Origin of the sequence: Chloroflexus sp. MS-G (assembly GCF_000735195.1) — a bacterium.
Classification (GTDB): Bacteria; Chloroflexota; Chloroflexia; order Chloroflexales; family Chloroflexaceae; genus Chloroflexus.
This window is the reverse complement of sequence record NZ_JPIM01000040.1, coordinates 1-25,545: the sequence shown is the minus strand read 5'-3', so window position 1 is coordinate 25,545 and position 25,545 is coordinate 1. Positions and strand designations below refer to the sequence as shown.

Below are 25,545 nucleotides of genomic sequence, written 5' to 3'. Positions count from 1 at the left end.
AATGCTACAATATTCGCTGTAATCAGCAGTTTCAAAGCTATGACAGACACCTTTTTGCCAACCGAAGCATCCTCTGTTCTCCTTGCCACCCTCGGTGGCCAACCACAAGTTGTCACTTTTGCGTTGGATGCCCTGCTCGCTCGTGGTGAAATAATCCACGAAGTCTACATTGTGCACCTCGCGCTGACCAACGAGCGTACTCGTCGAGCGTGGCAACGGCTGCAACAAGAGTTCGTTGACGACTACTACGCCGGTCGGCGCTGCCGACTGCGGCGGTTTCCGGTCGGCGTAAATGGCGTCGAACTGACCGACATCCGTACCGCTACTGATGCCGAAGCCGCCTGGCAGAGCATCCGCACCCTGATCGCCGACCTGAAGAGTGAGAGACGGCGGCTCCACCTTTGCCTAAGCGGCGGTCGGCGCATGATGGCGCTATTGGCAATGTCGGCTGCGGCATTGCTCTGCGACCATCAGGATCGCATCTGGCACATGTATACGCCGGAAGAGACGTTACAGCGTGTCAGAGACGGCGCAATGATGCACGTGACGCCGGCTGATGGCGTACAATTAATTCAGGCGCCGATCGTGCCGTGGGATGCTTACTTCCCGGCACTACGCGCACTAGCACAGACATCGCTGCAGGCAGTACAAGAGCAGTTGCGGCGTGTTGCCGCCATCGACGAACCGCAGTGTCGCCAGGTTTGGGAACGGCTCAGCCCGCGCCAGCGTGACGTGCTACGCGCCTTTGCCAAAGGCATGCGTCCTGACGAAGTTGCCGCGAGTCTGTGTATTACGCTCAACACCGTGAACACCCATAAAACTGCAATTCTGGCCGAATGCCGCGTTGCCTGGAACCTCCCCGAAGATACATCGCTCGACTATCGCTTCCTGCGTGAGCGTTTTGCCGGTTTTGTTGAACGAGTATAACCGACCGCGGGTCGCCCTTGATCACAGGATATGGTGAATGTTTTTCATCAGCGGCGGTGAGGTGATGGTGAGGGGGATGGGGTAGGATGGGGGGCAAAAGGAACACCATAGACCGTTTTCTGCGACAGGAGTTAGCAATGACGACTCCGCCAGTCATTCCAGATAGTTACAAAAGCGATCATCTGTTTTTGCTGGTTGGAACAAACCCGCTGCCAAATTTCGTAGCAGCAACCTTGATGCTCAAGCCGCAAGGTCAACTCTATCTGGTTCACTCGAACAAGACCCAGGAGGTGGCGAAACGTCTGGCGCGCTACTGGACTGACAACCACCGGCAACCACAGTATGTACCGGTTGACGAGTCAGATGGCACCAGCATTCGCCAGCAGCTCGACCACGCGCTGGCGCAGATCAGAGATGGTTACGTCGGGCTTAACTATACAGGCGGCACCAAAATGATGGCGGTGCACGCGGCCCAAACACTCCGAGATCATCAGACATCCAGACGACCGGTGACCTTGAGTTATCTGGATGCGCGCTCAACGAAGATGTACATCGAGCCTGGCGATGATAAGGCGTTCATGACAGAACCGCTCCTATATGAGGTTCAACCATCCATTCAGGATATTGTCAAACTGCATGCATTCGACCTGCAAGCACCGATCGCCGTAGAGCCGCAGCTTCCTGAGCTGGCGACCGTTCTCGCTAGCGCGCATCAAAGCCCTGATGTAATCGAGCAGTGGCGAAGATGGTGCGATGAGATTCTGCGCGAAAAGACTCGCACCGAGAAAGCTTATGAGTGGGATAAGGAAACTCTTCTTCAGCGGGTATCCATTCCGTTGCCGACAGATCCGTCCCTGCAGACCGTCGCTAAACAGATGCAAATTGTGTTCGATGCGCGTGATGGGGTTCTACGACTGAAGGAAGCGGCTCAACGATCTGGCTTTAGAAAAATCAAGCACCTGTGTGAATGGCTGGACGGTAAGTGGCTGGAGCATTACGTCTTCCACGTCACAAGCCGGGTGAAAGACCAGCGCCCTGAAAGCCGGATCCACGATATCGGCATGGGTATCCGCCCGAAGAGTGAACCGGATAGCCCGGAGTACGACATCGACATCGGGGTGATGCAGGGGTATCGGTTGTATGCCATTTCGTGCACAACCGACGCCGATCCCGGTATGTGCAAACTGAAACTGTTTGAAGCGTACATTCGCGTCCGTAATATGGCTGGTGATGAGGCATGTGTGGGCTTGATCTGCATGGCAGACAAACCGGAAAATCTGCAACGCCAGGTAGTACGCTCGTGGGATGCTGAAGGCAAAGTGCGCGTGTTCGGGCGTCGGGATATGCCAGATATGATCGACCGTATGGCCGAGTGGTTTATCAGCACCGGAGAAGGAAGGCACGTATGACCGAATATGTTCTGACCGCCATCGATACAACCCAGATTCAGGGGTATATCTTTGGCAGCAACAGATTGCAGGAGAATATCGGCGGCTCTGAACTGGTGGAGATGGCAACGCGCCAATGGGTGTACGAAGCGCTCCCCGCTGCTCACAATGTGGTGAATATGACAACGGGCGAGTTCGACAACCGCCGTACCATTGACACCCTGGACGCCGAGGTCATCTACGCTGGCGGTGGCAATACGGTGATCCTGTTCAAGACCATCGACCTGGCGCGTGCATTTACTGGCAGATTGACACGACGAGTATTGAAAGAGGCGCCCGGACTGGAAGTGGTTGTTGCGCACCGTCGTTTCGATTGGGAAAGAGAAGCCCTGTCACAGGTCGTCAGCACAACGTTGGGCGTTGATCTGGCGCGCAAAAAGCAGAACCGCATGCCCCCGATGCCGTTGCTGGGGCTGGGCGTGACCGTGCCATGCGCTTCGACCGGATTGGTCGCCTCTGGGATTGTTGAAAAGAAACCAGTATCGCTGGAAATCAGGGCGAAAACAAAGGTTCAAGATCAGAGCACAGCTCGTTTGAAAGCCAAATTACCGCAGATAGAACGGGGGAATTGGGACATTCCGCGCGATTTTGACGATTTAGGAAGAGTCAAGGGCGAGGACAGCTATATTGCCGTCGTTCATGCCGATGGCAACGGCATCGGCAGGCGCGTGGACGCCATTGCACGCCGTTATGATACTCCACAGCGGAATCGGGAGTACATTGAAGCGATCCGCACGTTCTCGCAGAGTCTGGAGCGTGCTGCTACTCAGGCTCTGAGCAGTGTCGTCGATCTGATGGCTGGCGCCTTCATTGCTGATGCTGAACTCGCCAATCGTCATCGCCAGAAATTTCCGTTGCGCCCCATTGTGTTCGGCGGTGATGATGTGACGTTCGTCTGTCACGGCAGCTACGGGCTATCGCTCGCAGTACGCTACCTGGAAGCATTTGAGGAGGCAACGAAAAATGAACCGGCGTTTGAGGGCAAACCTGCGTATGCGTGCGCTGGCGTTGCTCTGGTCAAGACGCACTATCCCTTTGCCCGTGCCTATCGGTTAAGCGAGGAGCTTTGCCGCTCCGCTAAGCAGATGCTCAAAGAGGAAAAGATAGATGGCTCGGCGCTGGACTGGCACATCGCTATGAGCGGCATCACCGGATCGCTGGAAGCGATCCGCTACCGCGAATATACCGTCCGGCAAGGAGAGCTCCATATGCGTCCGGTGCTGCTGCGCGCATCCACGCACACCTGGCGAAACTGGCCCACCTTCTACACGCTGCTAGACCGGTTTATTGACGAAGATGGCGAGTGGTTTGATCGTCGCAACAAGGTCAAAGCCCTGCGTGAGGCGCTGCGTGATGGTCCGGCTGCGGTTCGGGAATTTCTCCGCACCTATCAACTCAGACAATTGCCCAGGGCGCCGGCTATCAATGTTTCAGGTTACGAAACAACCGGTTGGGCAGGAGACCGTTGTGTCTACTTTGACGCAATTGAGATGATGGATTTCTTCACCGATCTGGAGAAGAGAGTTCAAGCATTCATCCCAGGAGGCTGAACATGACGGCCTATAAACTGCAATTCGATCTGCGCTCCGCTGCCACGTTCGGGCGCGGCGATGGGGTGGCCGGTCTGGTGGACGAAGAGGTGGAGCATGATGCCGATGGGCTGCCGTTCCTGCGCGGACGTACATTGAAAGGCTTGCTGGCGGAGGAATGCGCCAACATCCTGTACGCCCTTGAGTTGCAACAGCGAGCGGACCAGTGGCGTCAGACGGCTTATCGCATGTTCGGTCGACCGGGAAGCACGATTGAGGATACTGGAATGTTGCGCGTCGGCGACGCTCGTCTGCCTGAATCACTGCGAGCGGCGATTAAGATGGCAGTGAGCAAAGGAGAGTTGGCGGCTGATGAGGTGTTGGAGTCGCTGACTGCCATTCGCCGCCAGACCTCGATGAATGAGTACGGCGCTCCCGAAAAGGGTAGCCTGCGCTCGCTGCGCGTGGTTCTGCCCGGCACGATATTCGAAGCGACGCTGGAGTTTGCCGCAGAACCCGATCCACAAACACTTGCACTGCTGGCAGCCTGCATCCTGGCGTGGAGACGCGCTGGCATCGGTCGCAACCGGGGACGCGGTCGACTCCGGGCGCGTTTGCTGGATGGCAACGGCATAGATATCACCGAACGCTACTTTCGTGCGTTTGCGGGAGAGGTGGCGCGATGAACATCATACCCTATCGTGTGACATTGCTGGAGCCGCTGCTGGCGACACGCATTGCGGGCGATCCTAACAGTGGCGTCTCCTATCCGTATGTGCCCGGCAGTCTGGTACGCGGTGCAGCAGTAGCCGCGTATATGCGGGAAAGGGACATCGCTGCCCTGGATGCAGGCGCAGACGAAGTCCGACGCCTCTTCTTCGATGGACGCACCCGCTACCTCAACGCCTATCCGGTCGATGCCAGGGGCGTTAGAACATTGCCAACACCGCGTTCACTGTTCCATGTCAAAGGTGAAGAGACGTCGATCTATGACTTCGCCCTTGAGACGATCTATGAAGTGGATGATGAGAAGGTGCAGTTTGTCGCCGCTGCAAAAGAGTCGCAACCCTTCTGTTGGATGGAGGACAACCATATCTTCTTCATCGCTCCGGAGCGTCGCATCAATGTGCATACCCAGCGCGATCGCGTAAAAGGGCGCGCAACCGAAGAGAGCGGCGCTGTCTTCCAGTACGATGCGCTGGAAGAAGGTCAAACATTTGCCGGTTGGGTCCTGGTAGATGAGGATGCTGATGTTGAGCTGGTGTCTTCACTGCTTCAGCACATCTATCGTCTCGGCGGCTCGAGCAACAGCGGCTACGGACGGGTTGCCGTCGAGGTGGAGGCGCCGCAGGATGTATGGCGCGAGACCCCCAATCGGATCGCGCCCATTGACGACGGCGAGACATTCGTTGTCACGCTGCTGAGCGATACAGCGGTGCGCGATCCGAACACCGGTCAATATACCTGGAATCTGCAACCAGCGCTGCAACAACTGCTTGGTGTCGAAATCGAGCGCGTTCAGACGGCTGCCGGGGAGGAAGAACAGCGCGGCGTCTGGCGACTGGAAGAAGTGGGTGGTTTCAATCGGGCGTGGGGTTTGCCACTATCGCAGGCACAGGTAATTGCGAGTGGCAGCACCTTCGTCTTCCGCGCCAGAGCAGCGATCCCGCTCGAAGCCATTTTCAGCGCCGAATGGCGCGGCATCGGCGAGCGAAGGAGCGAGGGTTTTGGTCGACTCGCATTCAACTGGCAATCTGAGGCAAGGCTGACCAGAGTGACTCCGCCGGAATCGAGTCCGATTGCTCAACCGACGCCGAAACTCAATGGGGTGGCGTATGACACGGCGCAGCGGATGGCTATGCGAATGTTGCGGCGAGAATTGGACGGCAAACTCCGTAAGGCAATCAACGAACTTCAGATTTCCAAGAGACCGCCCATCTCTAATGCGCAAATCTCGCGGCTGCGCATCATTGCACGTGAAGCGCTGCCGCACGGCGACCTTGCACGCTTACAGAAATATGTAGAGGAAAATATCAAAACACGTCGCTCAGTCAGAGACCAATTCGACCGGACTCGTCTCGGATCGGAACGTCTCTCCCGCTGGCTGGAAGAGCGCCTGAGCCAACCTGAAACAGTCTGGAACAAACTCGGCGCGCAGAATGTCTCCAAACGCATCGGCGACAATGTCCAGGTCAGCACCCAGGGCAACGAATCACTGGCGCGCGAGTACACGATCCGCCTGATCGATGGCGTACTCGCAAGACTGGCAAAAGAGCGACGCACAGAAGATGGAGGCAGTCGATGAGCGCGCATCCTCTGGCAAAATCTCGACAGCTCAGCAAACGCTGGGTGATCGAGGGTGATCTGGTGTTGCAAACCCCCACGCACCTGGGCAACGGTGACACCGACGGCATCGTGGACATGCCGCTGTTGCTGGACGAAGCCACCGGCAGGGCGTTGCTGCCGGGCACGTCGCTGGCCGGCGCGCTGCGCAACTACCTGCGTGAGCGTCGTCACGGCTTCGAGAAACGGGCACCGGATGCATTGATTGAAGCGCTTTTCGGAGGAGAGAAGGGCGACGACGAAGGCAATCAGAGTGCGTTGATCATCGACGATGCCCTGGGTGAGATGCCGGGGATTGAACTACGTGATGGCGTGCGCATCGATCCAATAACACGCACTGCGAAAATCGACGTTGATAACGGTATTCTGCGTGGCTACAAGTATGACCTTCAACTCCTCGAAGCGGGCACAACCTTCCCGCTCCGCATGGAATTGCTGCTCAGTCGCGGTAACGATCAGCAGCAGATGAAACAGATGCTCGCTCTCGCCCTTCATGGACTCGAAGCGGGCGAGGTCGCCATCGGTTTGCGCAAGCGACGCGGCTTTGGCGTGTGCAGGGTCGAGCGCTGGCGCGTCACCCGTTACGATTTCACGAAGCCAACCGATCTGCTTGCCTGGCTTGCTGAAGATCACCCCGACTGGAAATTTGCTCCAGGTGATCAACGATCCGGTCAACACATTGCCGACCTGCTCGGTGTGAGCCTGGAGCGGGTCGAAGACAGGCGCAACCTCTGTCGCATTCATGCGCACTTCATCATTGACGGGTCGCTCCTTATCCGGGCGGGTTTCGGTGAGCAGGATCGCGGACCGGATACAGTTCATCTGCACAGCGCCCGACCGGGCGGAGCGCGAAAGCCTGTTCTCTCCGGTACAAGCCTGGCAGGTGCGCTGCGTCATCGTGCCGAGCGTATTCTGCGCACCATCGGCAACGCTGCGCAGGCGACGACCATGATCGACAATATGTTCGGTCCTGCCAGGATCACCAGCGGTGATAAACAGAAAGCCCGATCCAGTCGACTCATTGTCAGCGAGACGGTGATCGAGAATCCTGTGAACCTGGTGCAGAACCGCATTCGCATTGACCGATTCACCGGCAGCGTCCACGGAACGGGACTGTTCAACGAACAACCGGTCTTCGGCAAGAACGATACCCTTGTCGCCATCGACCTGACGCTCCGTAACCCCCAGGATGCTGAGATCGGACTGTTGCTGCTGCTACTCAAAGACCTGTGGACTGGCGATTTGCCTCTAGGTGGCGAGATCGGTATTGGTCGTGGACGGTTGAAAGGCGTCGAAGCGGTGATCGAGACGCCTCAGTACAAAGCAAAGCCGCTTACAATCAGTGCTGTTGATGGAGACCGACGCCTGACTGTCAGCGACCGCAGCACCCTTGAGCGTTATGTTGCAGCCCTGCACACGGAGGCGACAAAATGACGAAGACACCCTATCAACTCGCCAACATCCCCGTGGACGGCGACTTCATAACCGGTCCCGCGAATTGGATCGTCGCTCAGGCGCGAAAGTTCGGGTTACGCTACCTGCTCGCCCATGCCGACGACGGAGTGATCTGGGGTCGCATCGATAATGATGGTCTGCACATTTCCCACGGCATTGCACCGACATCGCCGCCGTTGCGCGCTTCCACCCTGCAACAGGCGCGGATATTCGGTCTACCAGGGGAAGTGCTGCTCTGGCGCGACGACGATGGCTGGCACGCCCGCTTTGCTACCGATACTCCAGGTAACGATGACGACATTATTGATGAGGATCACATCCTGTGGGGCGACACTGTGGAGACTGTCAAAGACGGCTTCACGCTGCTGCGCGAAGGCGCGCAGGGCATGCGTCACGCAGTGCCGATTGTCATCACTGCGGAGCAACTCAAACATCATCAGTTGCGTGTGCGCGTACGTCACTACATCACCGAAAATGAGGACGGCGAAGCCATCATCACGCTGAGCCGTCTTATCCAGCTTCTGCCGGAAGCGTAAGGAGAGTGTCATGACAATTCATAGGCACGTAAACCCAACCAAAGAGATTGCCATAGCGCCCTATAACTTTGTGCCATTGCCGGAAAAGGTGGTCACCATCGATCCAGCGACGCTGCCCGACCAGGACTGCTACCACCCCGACCGCCACACTGGCACGATTGAATGCGTGATCACCACTGCGTCGCCGGTCTACGTGCGCGCCCCGCTGACTCCTGAGGAGTTTGAGCGGCAGGAGCGTAGCGAGGGCGAACAGACGCCGTGGCGTCAGCAGGTGCGCAACAAGCCAGATTTCTTCTTCACCGATCCGGACAAGACCCCACGCATTCCGGGCAGCAGCCTGCGCGGGATGCTGCGCCAGATTGTCGAGATCATCAGCTACAGCAAGGTGCAATGGGTCTCCGATCAACCACTGGTCTACCGCGCCGTCGGCGACACCACCAGCCATGGCAACGAATACCGCAAGCGAGTGATGCGTGATGACGGTCAGCGTCGCAATCAGAGCGGAAAAATGGCCTGGCACTACACGCCGCTGGTCAAAGCTGGCTACATCAAGAAAGATCGCGGCGAGTACTTCATCCATCCTGCCAGAGAGATCGGCGGCACGACCTTCGCACGTATTCGGAGCGACAGCATTCCGTCCAACTTGACGGAGATTCCGGGTTGCAAGAATGCCTCGAAGATATTCTTTCAGTCCGGACCGTATGACTACCAGGACGTGCGTGGCGGCTTTCTACGCATTAAGTATGCCAGGGTAATCCATGCGTCGGCGACACCGGCTTCCGGTCTGATCGAAGGCGCATTGGTGCGCAGCGGCCCGATGGCTTCAAAACGGAGCGAGGCGGTTATCTATCCGCCTGATGAGCAGGCTCAACTGATTCGGATCCCTGATGAACTGGTTGCGGCGTACAAAGATCAGGTCAGCCAGGAACAGGAAAGCCTGCTGGGGAAAGACGGCGTGTTGCGCGACGGGCAACCGGTGTTCTATCTGATGGAGAACGGGAACCTCATCTTCTTCGGTCACACCATGATGATGCGCCTGCCCTATTTACACACGCCCATTGACTTTGTGCCAGAAGCTTTGCGCCGTGAAGAAGATCTCGACCTGGCTGAAGCAATCTTTGGCTACACCAAATCCAGGGGTGAGGGTAAGGCTCGCGCCTACGCCAGTCGCGTCTTCGTTGGCGATGCGCTGCTCGAGCCAGGACAGACCAACATCTGGTGGTCGGATGAACCGATTGTGCCCAAAATCCTGGCCAGTCCCAAGCCAACGACCTTCCAGCACTATTTGACCCAGCGCACGCCTGATCCGCAGGAGCAGGGACGCGACCGCAGCGGCAACCCCAAACTGGTCAGGGAGCGCAACGATTACACCGACCCGATGGTCAGCGTCATTCGTGGTCATAAACTCTACTGGCACAAGGGTCCGATCACTGTCGCCGATGTGCAGGAGGCGCTGGAAAAGTTGCGCGATGCGCAGGGGCGCGAAAGGGAACATGACACGCAACATACACAGATGCGTCCGGTTGCTGCCGGTGTGCGTTTCCGCTGGCGCATCCATTTCGAGAACCTTTCCGACGAAGAGTTAGGCGCGTTGCTGTGGGCGTTGACCCTGCCCGGCGAACCGGGAAAAGCGTACCGTCACAGCATCGGTATGGGCAAACCCTACGGCATGGGCGCCATCAAGATCGATGTCAACCTGCTGCTTGAAGATCGGCGGCAACGCTACCAGACACTTTTCGATGGCGAGACCTGGCAGGAAGGTGTGACGGCAGCTACCGACCGCATCCCGGAGTTTGTTGAAGCATTCGACACCTTTATGTGCGACCGGATCGGTGTGGCACAACAGGCGAGTCTAGCCCAGGTCGAGCGCATTCAGATGTTGCTGCGCATGCTGGAGTGGCCTGGTCCGGATAAAGCGTTGACCCGCTACATGGAGATCGAGCGCCAGGACCCCAGCATCAAGCGGGGCAAGATCAACGAATACAAAGATCGTCCGGTGCTGCCGGATCCACTGCACGTCGATCCCGCCGGTCGCAGTTCGGCATCGTCGGCGTCGTGCCCCCCGGCAGCAAGAGGGGTCGAGCCAAGCCGCCCGACATCGATAGATGAAGTGCGCGAGGGTATGTATCTGGAAGGCAGAGTGGTGCGTATCGAAAAAGACCGCGTCGTCGTTGACATCCTTGGTGAGGAGGCATCGCTTACTCGAGGTCGCCTAGATCCTCCTGTACGAGACATCGCTGATATGGAAGAACGTTTTCCGGTCGGGAAGACGATCTGGGTCTGGGTGATCGGTCGCAACAAACAGGGGCGCCTGCAACTTACCATGAGGAAGCCGTAAGATGACCGTCACTGCGTTTCGGGTGCAGAACTTTATGGGTTTTGAAGACAGCGGTTGGGTTGAGTTGCGACTGATCACACTCCTGTTCGGTCGCAACTCCAGCGGCAAGAGCGCGCTTATCCGGGCGCTCTTGTTGCTGCGCCAGAGTCTGGACAGCTCGCCAGACAGCGGTGCGCTGCTGTTTGTTAAGATGATGGCTACGATTTTGGCGATTATCGAGAAATTGTGCGCGACCATGACGTTGGGCAAGACGTTTTATGTTGGTTCAAGTTGCAAATAGTGGCTAGCGAGGACACTCCGGCTATTCGTAAACTGGTATTGGATGCGATATACGATCTTGTAGGTCATCCATTAGACACAGAGACATCCATAATACAAGTCTACATCGATTAGACTCATTTTTAGTGTAAATGACTCAACGGGAACTACTCATCTAAAGGGCTTCAATGTATTCGATAAGGATGACGACACTCTCTTTCATGCAGCCTATGTCTCCAAGAATGCAGATGATAGCACTTTGTAGGAGTTTACCTCAGATTTTTTTCGACACAGGGGTTAAAGAGGATGAAACGGTTGACGTCAATGTGTGTTATTATACTATCCTGCCCCTGAGTCCTTAGTTTTGAAACGTTGCGACACCGGAGTATACCGTGGTTTTCTGGTCAGCACCTCCTCCCAATACCGTTGCCAGTCCACAAGATGCGGTCCTCAACGAGATAGATCGTCTCGATGCAGAGCTATTTCAGCGAATTCAAAGTAAGTTCATTATTCACCCATCCCTCTCACGGGTGCTAGTTAGCTTTCAAGCTAACAGGACGCGACCCTTCTATCACTGGCACAAATTGAAAGAAACATTCTCGGCTATGCTAATCGAGTATTCATACCTCCCACGTTACCTCAGAGGGGATTCTGAATCCGTTTGCCGGAAGTGGCACTGCATTGTTTGTGCCCAGTGCGATGAGAATTCATGCTGACGGTATCGAAGTATTGCCCATCGGTCGTGAGATTATTACGGTCAAACAATTGCTAGATACAGGTTTGAAAATGATGATCCAAAGTATACCCCGTATCGAGACCATGTATAATTTCAGGTGCCACTCATCGGTGCACGGCGGTACCATCCCTTGCCTATGGTGATGCATCGGTCGGGGCACAGCGGCGCTGCACCTGTACCTTTATCGACGGGTTTCATCCGTTGGACCGTGAGATGATATAAGCACTTATCGGTAGTCGAGTAGCACCTGCAACTTACCATTTCATAGAAGGCTTTCGTTTTTTCTCTGATCTGAGCTATATGGCTTATTGGGGTTTTGCACATCCCCAACCTGCTCTGAGAGTTTACCGGCTTTGTGTTCGATCACAATGCTTGTGGTACAATACAGTGATAGTTGTGCGCAGAGAGCAGCATAGCCACATCTCTGCATCATCATTGGGTGGGGGTTTGACACTCCCGAAAGTAGTAGCATTCAAGCGATGAAAGCTACAACATTGTTAGCAGGCTCTATACGGCATGACAATCTTCTTGAGCGAGTAGATTTTCTGCGCTTGGAAGCTAATCGAAAATTGACAACGAATCGTGCGGAAAAAGGGCAGTTCTTTACTCCCCAGAAGATAGCACGGTTCATGGCACGTATGTTTGCCGAACGACCGAGCACCTTGCATATCCTTGATGCAGGCGCTGGTATTGGCTCATTATCGGCAGCCCTCGTTGTTGAAGCATCTCAGTGGTTACCAAAACCGTCAGCGATTACGGTAACTGCATATGAAATTGATCCAACCCTGGTAGAATATCTTCATATAACGCTTGATTCTTGCCAAGAAATATGCCACCAAGAAAAGATTTTCTTTTCATATGAAATTCTACAAGATGACTTCATCAGGTCAAGTGTTGAGATCATACGTGGAAGTACATTATTTACTACGCATAAGTCCTTCAATGCTGCTATTCTTAATCCTCCCTATAAAAAGATCAATACGGCATCCACTACACACCGTCTTTTGCAGAAAGTTGGAATCGAGACTACTAATATGTACACAGCCTTTCTTTGGCTCGCTATCAGGTTGATGGAGCCGAACGGCGAACTAGTTGCGATTACTCCGAGAAGTTTTTGTAATGGTCCCTATTTCCTTCCATTCCGAAAAGCTCTTCTGGAAACGATGTCCATAAATCGGCTCCATATCTTTGATTATAGGGATAGAGCCTTTAAAGAAGACGATGTTTTACAAGAAAATGTAATTTTGCATGCCACAAAGTCACGTCGGCAAGGAAACGTAATCATTTCGTCGAGCGCTGACCCCGATGATCCATATATAACTGTTCGTAAAGTTGATTATCATCAACTGGTTTATCCTGATGATCCCAACGTATTTATCCATATCGTCCCCAATGGATTGAGCCAGAGAATTGGGCAACAGGCTCGTAGTCTCCTTACATCAATTGACGAAATAGGTATCACGGTTTCCACTGGCAAAGTTATTGATTTCCGTGCTATTGACTTCCTAACGGAAAGACCAGATGCAGAAACCGTTCCGCTGATTTATCCAAGCAACTTTTCTCAAGGTTATATTGCTTGGCCCAATGGACAAAACAAAAAACCATCCGCTATAAGGTTGACAAAAGAGACCGAAAATCTACTCGTACCCGCTGGCTGGTATGTCTTGGTTAAACGCTTCTCGGCCAAAGAAGAAAAAAGGCGTATTGTGGCAGCTGTATGTGATCCTGCTCGCTTAAATTCTAAATTCATAGGCATAGAAAATCACTTAAACTATTACCACCAAAACGGAAGAGGACTTCCTCCGTTATTGGCAAAAGGGTTAGCGGCGTTTCTTAACTCAACACTTGTGGATGAATACTTTAGGCAGTTTAGCGGCCATACACAAGTAAATGCAGCAGATTTGCGTAGCCTCAAATACCCCTCGCTCTCTCAGTTATTGGCGCTAGGCGAAGAAATAGGTGACACATTTCCAAAACAGGAAAAGTTAGACCAAATAGTTCTAGGAATACTAGGAATGGACACTACGAGTATGGACTTAAACGCTAAAAAGAAAATTGAAGAAGCCCTTAACATTCTGCGTGCACTACAAATACCCAAAGCGCAATTGAATCAACGTTCTGCACTGACCCTGCTAGCACTGCTTGATATGAAGCCAAACACAGATTGGAGCGATGCTTCAAATCCGTTGCGTGGTATTACTGAAATGATGGATTATTTTCGTGAACATTTTGGTATTTCCTATGCACCGAATACTCGCGAAACGGTTCGTCGTTTTACAGTTCACCAATTCGTGCAAATGGGATTAGTGGTTGCTAACCCCGACGACATAACGCGACCCGTTAATAGTCCAAAGACAAGGTATCAAATTAATGCTAGTCTCCTCAAGGTAATTCGTACATATGGCACTAGCGAATGGGATACAAACTTGAGAGTCTATCTTAAGAATGCGCAAGAGTTACGCAGATTGCATGAGAAAGAACGAGAGATGGCTCTCATCCCAGTAAAGTTGCCAAATGGTAGAGAAGTCAGAATCACCGCAGGTGGTCAAAACGCTCTTATAAAACAAATCATAGAAGAGTTCTGCCCTCGCTTTACACCTGGTGGTCTGGTCATTTACGTTGGTGATGTTGGTGATAAGTTTAGAGTGTATGAGCAAGATTATCTTGCAAGTTTAGGCATTATCGTTGATGAACACAGCAAAATGCCTGATGTAGTTGTTTATCTAGAAAATAAAAACTGGCTAGTTCTTATTGAAGCAGTTACTAGCCACGGTCCAATTGACATCAAACGTCGTAATGAACTTAAGGATTTGTTTAAGAATAGGAAAGCCCCACTGGTATTTGTGACAGCATTTCCTACGCGGAAAGTAATGATGAAGTATCTTCAGGAAATTGCATGGGAGACCGAAGTATGGGTAGCCGAAGCACCGAGTCATCTCATACATTTCAATGGTGAACGTTTTCTTGGCCCATACGATGAATAGCTTACGCTACCCGACAGGCGCTTCCTGCTGCCAGTGCTTCACAGTAGCTGAAGCATTCGCTGTCAGGCGTTGCCATCTTCACCGTGGTAATAGCAGACCCAAGCGGGAGTAACAACCAGGAATGCGAACCTCGCTCCCCTCAACTGGCCCTCCCTTTCTGCGTAAGGGCGTCTGACAATATACCTAACTTACGAAAGAAAATACTAGCATTTTGTGCCAACATCGTGTATACTTCACATATCGAAGGAGATAGCTGCTCCGGCGTCTATGTACTTATGGTTAAGGAGTAACGCTCATGACGACCGTTGATATCAATCAGATTTCGCTCCAACCGGCTACCCCACAACCGGTACTCTCGATCAGTGAAGGGGCCGTGAACCGCCTGCTGAAGATGATGCAGGAAAAAGAGCTGGAAGGCTACGCACTGCGCGTTTTCGTTGCCGGTGGTGGCTGTTCTGGTCTTCAGTACGGCATGACCTTCGACGATGAGGTACGCGAAGGGGATAATGAGTTCTACGCCGGTAACCTGCGAGTGCTGGTTGATCCGATCAGTGCCCAGTACCTCTACGGCGCGTCGATTGATTTTGTCGATACGCTGATGGGTGGTGGTTTTAAGATCGATAACCCGAATGCGGTATCCTCCTGTGGTTGCGGTCACTCGTTCCGGGCGCGTGATACCGACTACAGCGAGGAAGACGACGATGCGCCGGTTGGTGGGTGCAGTACGTGCGGATATTGATCTTTTCGCGTTCGTCCTGTTGAAGGATAGCAATCCCTGGTTTGCACGCAGCAGACCAGGGATTTTCTATTGCCGTTGGGGGCTGTTGTGCGCTCTTTATGTTGCGAAACCTGGTGTTCCCGTATCCGAACTTTTCGTGATTTGGCTGAGGTGCGGTCTATACTCGATCCACTGTTGCATAATACCGTTCCCCCGCGCACGTGCGACAGAGCACGTGCCCATCGTGTACAACTTCACGAGCATTAATGATCTCTTCGCCACATTGTTCGCATGTCGCTCGTAGTCCGTTGCGGCTGATGATAGCTTTTAGATCGACCGTCAAGGTGACCGGTTGGGCAACCAGGAGTTCATGCAGCGGCATGAGTTGATAGGCGATCAGGTACGCATGCCACCGACTACGTGCATCGGGGACATATCCACGGGCCAATTCGCGCACGTTAGGGCGAGGTGCGATGCGTAATGCCTGCCCGCTCTGCGTGTCAACGAATGTCGCAGCAACCTTGCCCACGTCGATCAACCGCATTGTGCGTCGTCCTAACCAGCAACCGGTGGCAACGCTGACCCCATCGGCGAAACAGCCATCGGTTTCAACGAAGGTGTAGAGCCGCTTGTTCGTTTGCGGTAATGCTAGACCTAACAGTTCGCCAGCGTACATTCCCATCCGCGCCCCAAGGACTTGCCGCGGGCATAGATGGCGATGCATGGCCGACGAGCGGCGTAGCAGATCGGCCAGTGGTTCAGGTGCAACAACTGTTTGTAGTGATGCAGAGTCGATCAATTCATCAATTGACACCGGTCTCCTCCTTGAAGTTGTGATTGGTTACCTGTCGTCGTTGGTTGTGTGCAACGGAACATTGAAGAGTCGTTTTCCCGCAAAACAGGGTATGCGTAGTGGCGGCGATAGGTCTACGATCAACGTGCGACTATTTCTTGTTTCGCCAGGGCACGGATTGTCACAGTACGCAAAGCTGTTTCGTCGCTCCTGTTTCCCACTCCCTGCACATACCGATTGCGGGTGGTTTCCGTTGCAACATCGTTTTCAAGTTGTAGAACAGTGATGTATCATCGCCGTACCGCTTTCTGTTCCATTGACCTTCACAATCTATACCAGTTCGTTATCACTTTTATGCAAAATAAACATACTCTGTGACCGAAGGCCTGCCCTCCCTTTATGCCTCGTCGTTGATGTGCTGAGTCGTAGAGGCGATGCAACCGGCTTGCTATGGGTATCAAATCGCTTATCGGTTTCCTTGCATGATGTGCTTGCGAACAATTGTTATGATACCAGAGCGCGAGTGATGTTCAAGAGGGATGACCCGATTGTATCTGTAAAACGATACCAAAAGACCGCTATGGTAGCTGGTGCCACGGCTATCGCATGGCGACTGCTGAAGCGTAGATGTCATCTCTCTCCGCCGTTGCCGGATTTGGTGTCTACCCCTTACCTGTGTGCTACCGCTCGTCTAAACGATAAAGGTGGGGCGCAGAGAGACGTTTCTGCGCCCCAGAGACGGTGTTCATCAAAAGCGACGATATTCGTCCCTCCTCTTATCCAACCCGCTCTAATTTCACCTTCGAGTCGTAGAAGACAGCACTGCCGCCAACCAGATCGCTCAGGGTTACATTTCCCAACACCGGATCGACCCGCATCGCTGCATTGGCATGAACACCAGCCGCTCGCCGTGGATCGCCTGGGATCGTCACACCGTCGATTACGATGTTGCTGGCGCCGCTGGCAAAATGCCCCCAACCCAGCGGGAAGGAGATAACCCCAGGTCGAATACCTTCGATCACCTTGACTCTCCCGATCATTGGCTTGCGAGTGCCGTTGCGCAAGTCCCACACGCCCTCGGGATTACTTGCTGAACTAATCCGCACCCGATCACCATCGCGCAAACCGAGCCGTTCGGCGTCGATGCGGTTGATCAGGATCGGGTTTTCGGGCATCAGTGCCAGGAGCCAGTAATTGGCAATCCCACGGGCCTTGGCCATCATCGCCTCTTTGTACGTGATCAGGTGCAGGTCATAACCTTCATCAATCACCAGCGAACCATCGGCAGCCAAACCGGCGGGAATGTAAGCAGGATAACCGATCAAGTGCTCACCGGTCATGGAATTGATCGTGTTGGCCGTCTTCTCCTGGTACAGATTGATCTGTTTTGCGTAAGGATTACCGGCCAGATCACCCTTCCAGCCCTTCTCGTAGGCCTGGTAGCGCCCACCGCGATTGAGCACATACACTGTCTGGCGCCAGAGCTGCTCATCGTTTCCGACGGCGGCACGCCATGTCGCCTCGTCAAATACACTCGGTGGTAGGAAGCGCCGCGCCCGGCGGAAGACTTCGAGTTCGTTGTCGTCGGCTGGGGGCACACCATCGCTACCGTCTTCCTTTTCACCAAAAGCAACATTGGCTGCAAGCTTGAGGTACAGATGTTCAGGGCGGGTAAACGGAATACCTTCGCCAAAACCGTTAGGACCGAAGCCGGGCAGTTCAAGCCGTTCAGCAATGGCGAGCACGAGCGCCTCAAAGCTGAGCGGGATCTCTTCACCAAAGACCTTGACCGTCGGCCAGTTGGGGAGACTGATCGCAGGCTGGCGAATGTTCTCCACTTTCCAGGGCACACTTGGGTGCGAGCCATGAAATTCCCAGCGTTCAAGGAAGCTCAAATCGGGGAAGATGTAATCGGCATAGGTGCTGGTTTCACCGACCATAATGTCGCAGGTTATGATCAGTGGAATCTTCTTCGGGTCGGCCAATATCTCGATCACCGTCTGCGCAGCCGGTAGGGCATAGTTGATCGCCGACATGTAGAACATAGCAACTTTGATCTGGTACGGGTAGGCATCTCCCATCGAGGGAACGTCTTCCTGGTAGATATCGGTTGCTAGTGGGAACCACGGTCGGCGCGCCGGATAGCCGTTAAATAGGGTCGATTTCTCGTAGGCTGTATTGGTGCGGAGCAAGTCAATACCGAACGGTACATTCGCCCCATTGTTCATCTTTTCAATCATGAACGGCCCTTTTGCTTTGTTGCCCAGCCGGTCGTATGTGGTAGGTTTGATCAGTCCACCGCGATGATCGAAATTACCGATCAGCGCGTTGAGCGTGTAGAAGGCGAAGTTGGTATAGAATCCGTTGGTATGCTGCGACGGGCCACGGTGAATATCGGCTACCGCACGAGTGCCATGGCTGGTAAATTCGTAAGCGATCTCAATAATATCTTCTACCTTCACATCGGCAATTGCAGCCCATTCTTCAATCGTATGCGTGCTGGCAGCTTCGTAGATGATCTGCAAGCCGCTCTTGACAGGAATCCCGTTCAGTTCAGTACTGACGAGCAGATCGCCCATAACCGGCGCCGCATCGGGATTGTTGGGATCGATGGGAGTGGGAACACCGTTAACCAGCGCAACAAACGGATCGAACGCAAAGCTGGCGCCGTCAGTGGTCACATATTTCTTGACCTTCTTCCCTTCAGCGTTGGTCTCTTCGACTACTGTCGTTAACCCGATTTCGCTGGCGCGCAAGAACTTACCTGGTTTTCCATTCTTGATCTTGACCAACCAGGTCGCGTTTGTCCAGCTCGGTTCACCGATCGCGGTAGCTGCCGCTTTGTTGGCGGCGGCGAGAAACGTTGCGTTGTAGCGCTTCTGCTCGATGATCCAGCGGATCATTGCCATAGCGAACGCCGCGTCGGTGCCTGGTTTAATCGGTATCCACTTCCACGCCTTGCTGGCAAGTTTACTCAACCGGGGATCAAGGACAACGTAGCGTAGACGCCCGTCGATGACCCCCTGCGTAATACGGGGCGATTGTGGTGTCGGCCCATAATTGGCTTCAAAGTGGTTGGTGCCGACGAAGATGACGAATTCTGCATGACTGAGATCGGCCTGCCAGTAGAATTTTTGACCGCCGCTAAACTTGCCGGTAGCCGGATCAAACTGCTCGCTCATCGCTTTGCCGGTGAAGTACAGCGATCCCTGGCAGACAGTCGTGTGACCGTTAGCGTTGACCGAGCCGAAGCCTGATTTCACAAAGCGTTGGACGAGATCGCCGCGACCATTTTTCAACCGACCCCAGATAAAGGCAAATTGATTGTTTTTCGGTCCTAGATCGGGGTGATCGGGATCGATCAACACATCGAGATGGTCCGCAAAGTCACGTTTGAACTGCTCAACAAGAGCCGGTTTGTCTTCCGGTTTGGCATCCAGAATAGCTTTTACGGCAGCAGCCATCTCTTTGGCCAGTTTGGGGTCTTTGAGAGCGTAGAGTGCTCGTAAGCCTTCTACTGGACCCTCTCCGAACAGATCGCCACCTTCAACGATCTCATTGATCGCCTGATCAAAGTCAATCGTGATCCACTGACCGCCGCCGCGAGGTGTCCCCGGTTTGCGTTTCAGCACCCGCATGAGACGGTACGGATCGTAAGCTGTTTGAATCCCGGCCTGTCCTTTTGGACAGAGGGCGCCATCAATTGGCCCAATAGTGCTAACAGGCGTACTGTAAGGGAGTGGTGGTTCCATCGTCCAGGGGCTGTAAGGATTGCCCTCAAGTTTAGCCGCTATGCCATCAATCAGTTTAACCTTGAGGCCGCAGCCAGTATTGCATTGCAGGCAGACAGTCTGGATCGAATTGGTGGCATCAACCAGTGGTAGTTCAGCAGTCGGTGCTTCACTGCGGGCCAATCCGGACAATGGGCCAAAGCCGAGCAATGCAGCACCACCACCGATCAGCGCTGAGGTTTTGAGAAAATCACGGCGACTCATATCTTTAGCGCCGGGCATAGTCTTCTGTCGTTTCATATCAACACTCCTGTTCGTATTGCATGCGAACATTCGCTATCAATTTAGGTCAATCGGCGGTTCCAGTTGCTTCGGTTGTTGGTCGGGTAAAGAGCGGCAGCCGATCAGTACCGACCAAGAAGCCAATCGTTGCTGCACCGACGATTCCAGCCGTTACTGCCCACTCCATTAGGCTTGGACTGTATGTAAAGCTGAGATGTGGGCCGTGGAAGGCTTCGCCCAAACCTTGTAGTTCGGGTAAGCTAAGCGCCGGAAAGATAATGTTGGCACGGGCAACAGCCAGACCGATGAGGATACACAGACCCATTAGTCCTGCGGCAAAGCCCTGTTTTCCAATTGGCATGGTGAGAATTATCAACGGCAGGAGCATTCCAATACCCAATTGCAAAAGCCAGAAGGCCCAGCCGTAAGGACCGAACAGCACCAGATTGATCGCTGCTGCACCGTGGCTGCTATTCTGGTACAGGGCCTGTGACACGTCGCTCCAGAGGTAGTAGCCTTTGACTAACAGTAACACGATCATCGCCAGACTCAAGACGCGGAGTTGCTGTGTTCGACGTGGATCGTGTTGCGGGCCAAACCAACCGATAGCAATGAGCATTAGGGCTACGCCAGAGGTTAGATTAAAGACGGGGAACTGGGTTGGCAAATTACTGACATGCCAGCTTACGCGGTTTTGATTGACACCCAAGAGAGCACCGATGCCACCACTCAGGAAGATGGCGAGAATCAGACCGACCGCCATGATCGGTTTCAACCAGCGCGATCGCTGTGGTTGAAAACTGAGCCAGAGGCTTATAATGATGATCCCCAGGAATATCGTGTACCCCCAGACCAGTTGTGCCATGACAGAGCCAAAATGAGGTTGGAGGTAAACCTTCCAGATGCGAGACATGTGACCCAGATCGAGACCAATGGCGGCCAGACCAGCAGGGAGAGTGACCAATGCTCCCCAGAGCGCCATCCGTCCGCTACCACGAAAGAGCGGCAGGTCGAAGAGTAAATCGAGAGTTGCCAGCATGAAGGAACCGGTTGCAACTCCGGCGAAGAACATATAGAGTGCTACCCATAGTCCCCACACCACATACGAACCATAGTTCGCGTGCATGTGACCATAGACGAGGCGGTCGTACAAGCCCCACAGGCCAATCAGGAGGCCGAGAATGCCGGCGATGTAAAGGAGTCGCTTTAACATAAGTCTACCTCTCACTGCAAGTAGTACACTCGTGGCTCAGTACCAAGTTCTTCTTTCAAACGCATCACGTTTGGTCTAGCGATCAGTTCGCTTACCAGACTCTCCGGATCGTTGGCATCGCCAAAGAACGTTGCCCGCCCGATACACGTGGTGACACAGGCCGGTAGTTGACCGTTGAGCACCCGATGCATACAGAAGTGACATTTGCGCACATTCCCAACCGGCGAGTCGTGCAGGTCACGCCGGGCGTGAACCTTGCTATACTCGAAAGTGCTTGTTTGCTCATAACTCACGGCCTGCTCGGCTCCGAGCATCATCGCTGCTGATGGGGTGTTTGCAGTGTAGGTATAACCAAAGTCGAAGGTGCGGGCTCCGTAGGGGCAGGCGGCAATACAAGCCCGGCAGCCAATGCACTGCTCGTAGTTGACTTCAACGACACCGTGTTCATTAGTAAAGGTGGCCGAGACCGGACAAACTCCTGTGCACGGTGGATTGTCACATTGCATACATGGACGAGGAATGAAACGTCGACTGACATTTGGATAGCGACCAATTTCCTCTTCAATAACCGGTCGATACACAACCCCAGGCGGTAACTTATTCTCGGCCACGCAGGCAATCGTACAGCCATGACAGCCCACGCACGCACGTAAATCGATAACCATCACCCAGCGTCGTTCAGTAACCGGTTTGGTCAATGCACGCAGGAGATCGGTGCGCATCCGCTCAAGTTGGTCAATGGGGGTACCGCTAATCCTGGCAGCACGAAGGCGGGCAATTTCAGCTTCATAAGCAGCCAATGCCTCCTCAGGGGTAAGCATATCGATTGTATCGGTTGGTTTTTCAGTGATAGCAGATGATGCTACTGAAGCCACAGCGAGGGCGCCAGCGCCAGCTACCAGGGCACCAAGAAAACCTCGACGACTTACTGGAATTAAAGGAATAGTTGGTTGCCGGGACATAAGCCAAGCTCCTTGTGCAATTCACTATCGTGACGGATGTGACATCCCTGCTATCTACACTCTACGAAAAGAACAACCGTGTTCCTAGCAGGAAAAGTTTGACGTTTGGTAAGGGCGGTGTCAGGTTTTTCCCGACATGGTGTCATTATCCAACAGCGTCAGTTTGGAATGAGAAGGTTATGATCGAGCGCATACTGAACAAGTGCCGCTCGTGAACGCAGGCCGAGTTTTTCCATGCCACGTGTGCGGTACGTTTCTACCGTTTTTGGGCTGAGGCTCAATTGGTTGGCTATTTCGGCTGCGGTATAGCCGCGTGCTACCAGTAACAACACTTCCCGTTCCCGATCACTGAGACTCTCCCATGAACTGAGCGATGGAGGTTGGGGCAGAATTCCCTCGAGCAACTGGCGAGTGAGGGCCGGATGGATGTACAACTCACCACGAAGGACAGCGCGAATGGCAGCAATTAACTCGGTATCGGCAGCGCGTTTCAAGACATACCCGTGTGCGCCAGTAGCCAGTGCCTGCCGTACATAGCCTTCATCATCGTGCATGGTCAGCACTAAGATGCGTGCGCAGGGTGCTGCTTTCTGAAACGATGGAATTGCCGCTAAACCACTGCCGCCGGTAAGACTGAGATCGAGCAAGATCAGATCTGGTTGTAATACTGTCGCTTGATGAAGTGCAGTCCGCACGTCTTCAGCCTCACCAACTACTTGTAAATCAGGTTGGCTATTAAGCAATAACCGTAAACCTGCACGCAACACGGCGTGATCATCAACCAGTAAAATGCGGCTCATCGCAGTCCTCGCTCGTTGGGGGTAAAGGTATTTCAACGTATAGCGTCGTACCATGTCCAGGCGCCGATTCGATGATGAGCTGACCATTCAAGAGCTCGGCTCGTTCACGAATACCGTTCAGACCGAGGTGACCATCACCGTGGGTGGTATCAGGATCGAACCCGCATCCGTCATCTTCGATGATTGCCCGTATTCGATCAGATCGGCGCTCAATGACAACACTGGCGGTCGTAGCGTGAGCATGGCGGATCACGTTGGTTAATGCTTCCTGGACAATACGGTAGAGCGCGGTTTCCACAACCGGCATCAGGCGAACATTGTCTAGACCAATGAGGGCCAGATCGATCGTGAGTTTACTGCGAGCGCGACAATCGGCTACATAGCGTTGTAAGGCGGCTGCTAATCCGAGATCATCAAGGACGCTTGGCCGTAATTGGCGAGCCAGTACGTGCAAATCGTTCAGGACCTGTCCTACAATCCCACGTAAATCATCTACTTGTTGCTTGAGGTCTGGTAAACGATAACGATCGGCAAGTGAGCGTAATCCAACAAGAAGTGAAGTTAGCGCCTGACTGGTGCTATCGTGCAGTTCACGGGCAATTCGCTTACGTTCTTCCTCTTGCGCAGTAATGATTTGCGCTACATACTGCGTCCGCATCTGCTCACGCTCATGGCGTTCACGTTCAGCCTGAGCCAATGCCTCACTCATAGCATTGAACGCATCAGTCAGCGCACCGATTTCATCATCTGCCCAACGTCGAGCACGTTGGCTGAAATCACCCTGCGCGACAGCCTTCGTTAGTTCTACCAACTGCAAGATCGGACGAGTGAGTATCCAGGTAAGGAAAGCTGCTGCGGTGATTCCGATCGCTGCCACCATGAACGTGGTCAAAAGTAATTGACCGGTAACGGCGGTAACAGTCTGTTCGCGAGCAGCAAGCGACAGTCCAACCCGGGCAATACCAGCTCGACCATCAAAGATCGGCACAGCGGTATCCCAAATGTCGCCTTCATCGGTTGTCAATAAGATGCTGCGATGATGTTCTTGTGCTGTGACTGTATTGGCGTCACGTAGACCGACCGGGAAACCTCTGCCAAATGTGTGGGCAACAATTGTTCCTTCTGAATCGATGATGAATGCATAGCGTACATCAGGATTGTTGATCTGGGTATCGCGCAGCAGGCGGAACAGACCGTAATAGTCTTGCATCAGTACCAGATCGGTTGCTCGTGCAGCCAGATCACGGCCTACTGCTACCGAACGTTCGTAGATCTGAGACGTGAGGGTTCGTTCTAGCAGCAGTCGAACTTCAATGGTTGCAGCCACACCCATCAGGACGACCAGGCCCAGCACGATGCCCAGGATTTTGGCGCGAATGTTGACCGCACCAAGAACATTCCAGGCTCTCGTGAACCAGATGATTAGACGATGTTGCGCGTATTTTGCATTCATGGCGATAATAATCCTACCCGTGATCGTAACAGGCGAGCGCTGGCATAGGCAGCATCATCGATCATGACAAACCGCTCGATACCCAGTTCTGCCAGCGCTCTCTGCGCTAACGGTGATGGATCGTCGGCCATCCCCAGCAGAATGTTCTGTAATTCGGCGCGCAACTGCGGACGTACCCCTGAACCGACTACCACTGGCGGGATGCCAAAGGGGGGTGAGGTGTGAATAACCTTTATCTTACTTAGTAATTCAGGATTACGCTTAACAGCAAAATCAAAAACTAAACTGTCAACAGCGGCTCCATCAGCCAAATCATTGGCGACAGCTTCAATTGCTGCATCATGAGTGTAAGTGAAAAAAGTGTCTCGAAAGAAGGTTTCAGGCACTTCACCCATCTCATGAAGCAGTACCGTTGGGTACACCCGTCCGCTAAATGACGTGGGGTCGGTAAACGCAAATACCTTATCGCGCAAGTCAGCTATCGTTTGAGCTGAACTACTTGCCGGTACAATCAACAGGGAATGATAACTTGTTTTTCCATTGACCTGCGGTGCTACCAACAGGCTCATTCCATAGCGGTCGCGACCATCAATGTAGGCGCTGGTGCAAACAAATGCAACGTCAACTTCGTTCTGTCCGATCAATTCATTGGTTTCTGTATAAGTACGACGCTGAATAAGAGTTACCTGACGACCCAATTGGGCGCTCAGGTAATCGAGCAATGGCTGATAGCTTTGCACGGTGCCTTGCGGTGAAATAATTGAAGCTACCGATACACGCAAAGGTGGTGACGTGACCGGAGTCGGTGCCGGTAGCGGTTCGAGATGGTTAAGCCGAATCGGCGTTGTGGTCTCTGCCTGACAACTGCTCAACATGAACAAGGCGAGAAAGATATAGAGAAGATAACGGTTCATAGTCGCTACTCTGTTATTCTTTGTGACAAATCGATCATATCATTGAGCAGCCGATGCGAATCGAAAGAGATCGTAACTGACGGTAAATATGTCTGGTTCGTTATTCATCTCTTATTCTCGTAGGC

18 protein-coding genes are annotated in these 25,545 nt (G+C 53.4%); 11 read left to right on the top strand and 7 right to left on the bottom strand.

Annotation, left to right across the window (positions count from 1 at the left end; genetic code table 11):
• Window positions 1–39 precede the first annotated feature (39 nt).
• The 11 genes from JE47_RS0109190 (at window position 40) to erpA (ending at window position 15,293) form a co-directional block, all read left to right on the top strand.
• Window positions 40–927 (top strand): CRISPR-associated ring nuclease, encoded by an 888-nt coding sequence (locus JE47_RS0109190; RefSeq protein WP_031459471.1) that lies wholly within the window; start codon window positions 40–42, stop codon window positions 925–927.
• A gap of 137 nt (window positions 928–1,064) precedes the next feature.
• The gene (locus tag JE47_RS0109185; RefSeq protein WP_236631183.1) at window positions 1,065–2,336 is read left to right on the top strand and encodes a hypothetical protein; all 1,272 of its coding nucleotides are present in this window, start codon (window positions 1,065–1,067) and stop codon (window positions 2,334–2,336) included.
• Window positions 2,300–3,925 carry a Cas10/Cmr2 second palm domain-containing protein gene (locus tag JE47_RS0109180; protein ID WP_236631182.1) on the top strand — a complete coding sequence of 542 codons (1,626 nt, stop codon included), beginning with the start codon at window positions 2,300–2,302 and terminating at the stop codon, window positions 3,923–3,925. Before JE47_RS0109185 ends, JE47_RS0109180 begins: the two co-directional genes overlap by 37 nt.
• Window positions 3,926–3,927: 2 nt before the next feature.
• The gene (locus JE47_RS0109175; RefSeq protein ID WP_031459468.1) at window positions 3,928–4,590 is read left to right on the top strand and encodes an RAMP superfamily CRISPR-associated protein; all 663 of its coding nucleotides are present in this window, start codon (window positions 3,928–3,930) and stop codon (window positions 4,588–4,590) included.
• Window positions 4,587–6,209 (top strand): type III-D CRISPR-associated RAMP protein Csx10, encoded by a 1,623-nt coding sequence (gene csx10 / locus JE47_RS0109170; protein ID WP_031459467.1) that lies wholly within the window; start codon window positions 4,587–4,589, stop codon window positions 6,207–6,209. The genes JE47_RS0109175 and csx10 overlap by 4 nt, the downstream gene beginning before the upstream one ends.
• Window positions 6,206–7,681, top strand: coding sequence for an RAMP superfamily CRISPR-associated protein (locus JE47_RS0109165; protein WP_031459466.1), 1,476 nt, complete (start codon window positions 6,206–6,208; stop codon window positions 7,679–7,681). The genes csx10 and JE47_RS0109165 overlap by 4 nt, the downstream gene beginning before the upstream one ends.
• Window positions 7,678–8,238 (top strand): type III-D CRISPR-associated protein Csx19, encoded by a 561-nt coding sequence (csx19, locus tag JE47_RS0109160; protein WP_031459465.1) that lies wholly within the window; start codon window positions 7,678–7,680, stop codon window positions 8,236–8,238. The genes JE47_RS0109165 and csx19 overlap by 4 nt, the downstream gene beginning before the upstream one ends.
• Window positions 8,239–8,248: 10 nt before the next feature.
• Complete coding sequence (locus tag JE47_RS0109155; protein WP_031459464.1) at window positions 8,249–10,576, top strand: TIGR03986 family type III CRISPR-associated RAMP protein; 2,328 nt, start codon at window positions 8,249–8,251, stop codon at window positions 10,574–10,576.
• 1 nt (window position 10,577) lies between these two features.
• On the top strand, window positions 10,578–10,856 hold the full coding sequence (locus JE47_RS0109150; RefSeq protein WP_031459463.1) for an AAA family ATPase: 279 nt from the start codon (window positions 10,578–10,580) through the stop codon (window positions 10,854–10,856).
• 1,193 nt (window positions 10,857–12,049) lie between these two features.
• A complete protein-coding gene (locus JE47_RS0109145) occupies window positions 12,050–14,554 on the top strand; it encodes a BsuBI/PstI family type II restriction endonuclease (RefSeq protein ID WP_081910008.1) in 2,505 nt (834 codons plus the stop codon).
• A gap of 295 nt (window positions 14,555–14,849) precedes the next feature.
• Window positions 14,850–15,293 (top strand): iron-sulfur cluster insertion protein ErpA, encoded by a 444-nt coding sequence (gene erpA, locus JE47_RS0109140; RefSeq protein ID WP_031459461.1) that lies wholly within the window; start codon window positions 14,850–14,852, stop codon window positions 15,291–15,293.
• Window positions 15,294–15,450: 157 nt separating this feature from the next.
• Here the strand turns inward: erpA and JE47_RS0109135 are convergent, their stop codons facing one another.
• From JE47_RS0109135 to JE47_RS0109105, 7 genes are all read right to left on the bottom strand, one after another.
• Complete coding sequence (locus tag JE47_RS0109135) at window positions 15,451–16,086, bottom strand: FmdE family protein (protein WP_031459460.1); 636 nt, start codon at window positions 16,084–16,086, stop codon at window positions 15,451–15,453.
• Between the two features lie 755 nt (window positions 16,087–16,841).
• Complete coding sequence (locus JE47_RS0109130) at window positions 16,842–20,096, bottom strand: molybdopterin-dependent oxidoreductase (RefSeq protein ID WP_031459459.1); 3,255 nt, start codon at window positions 20,094–20,096, stop codon at window positions 16,842–16,844.
• Window positions 20,097–20,145: 49 nt separating this feature from the next.
• Window positions 20,146–21,291: an NrfD/PsrC family molybdoenzyme membrane anchor subunit gene (nrfD, locus tag JE47_RS0109125; protein ID WP_031459458.1), complete on the bottom strand. Its 1,146-nt coding sequence runs from the start codon at window positions 21,289–21,291 to the stop codon at window positions 20,146–20,148.
• 11 nt (window positions 21,292–21,302) lie between these two features.
• Complete coding sequence (locus JE47_RS0109120) at window positions 21,303–22,253, bottom strand: 4Fe-4S dicluster domain-containing protein (protein ID WP_031459457.1); 951 nt, start codon at window positions 22,251–22,253, stop codon at window positions 21,303–21,305.
• Window positions 22,254–22,411: 158 nt separating this feature from the next.
• Window positions 22,412–23,053, bottom strand: coding sequence for a response regulator (locus JE47_RS0109115; RefSeq protein WP_031459456.1), 642 nt, complete (start codon window positions 23,051–23,053; stop codon window positions 22,412–22,414).
• Complete coding sequence (locus JE47_RS0109110) at window positions 23,031–24,506, bottom strand: HAMP domain-containing sensor histidine kinase (RefSeq protein WP_031459455.1); 1,476 nt, start codon at window positions 24,504–24,506, stop codon at window positions 23,031–23,033. The genes JE47_RS0109115 and JE47_RS0109110 overlap by 23 nt, the downstream gene beginning before the upstream one ends.
• Window positions 24,503–25,420 (bottom strand): substrate-binding domain-containing protein, encoded by a 918-nt coding sequence (locus JE47_RS0109105; RefSeq protein ID WP_031459454.1) that lies wholly within the window; start codon window positions 25,418–25,420, stop codon window positions 24,503–24,505. The genes JE47_RS0109110 and JE47_RS0109105 overlap by 4 nt, the downstream gene beginning before the upstream one ends.
• Window positions 25,421–25,545 lie beyond the last annotated feature (125 nt).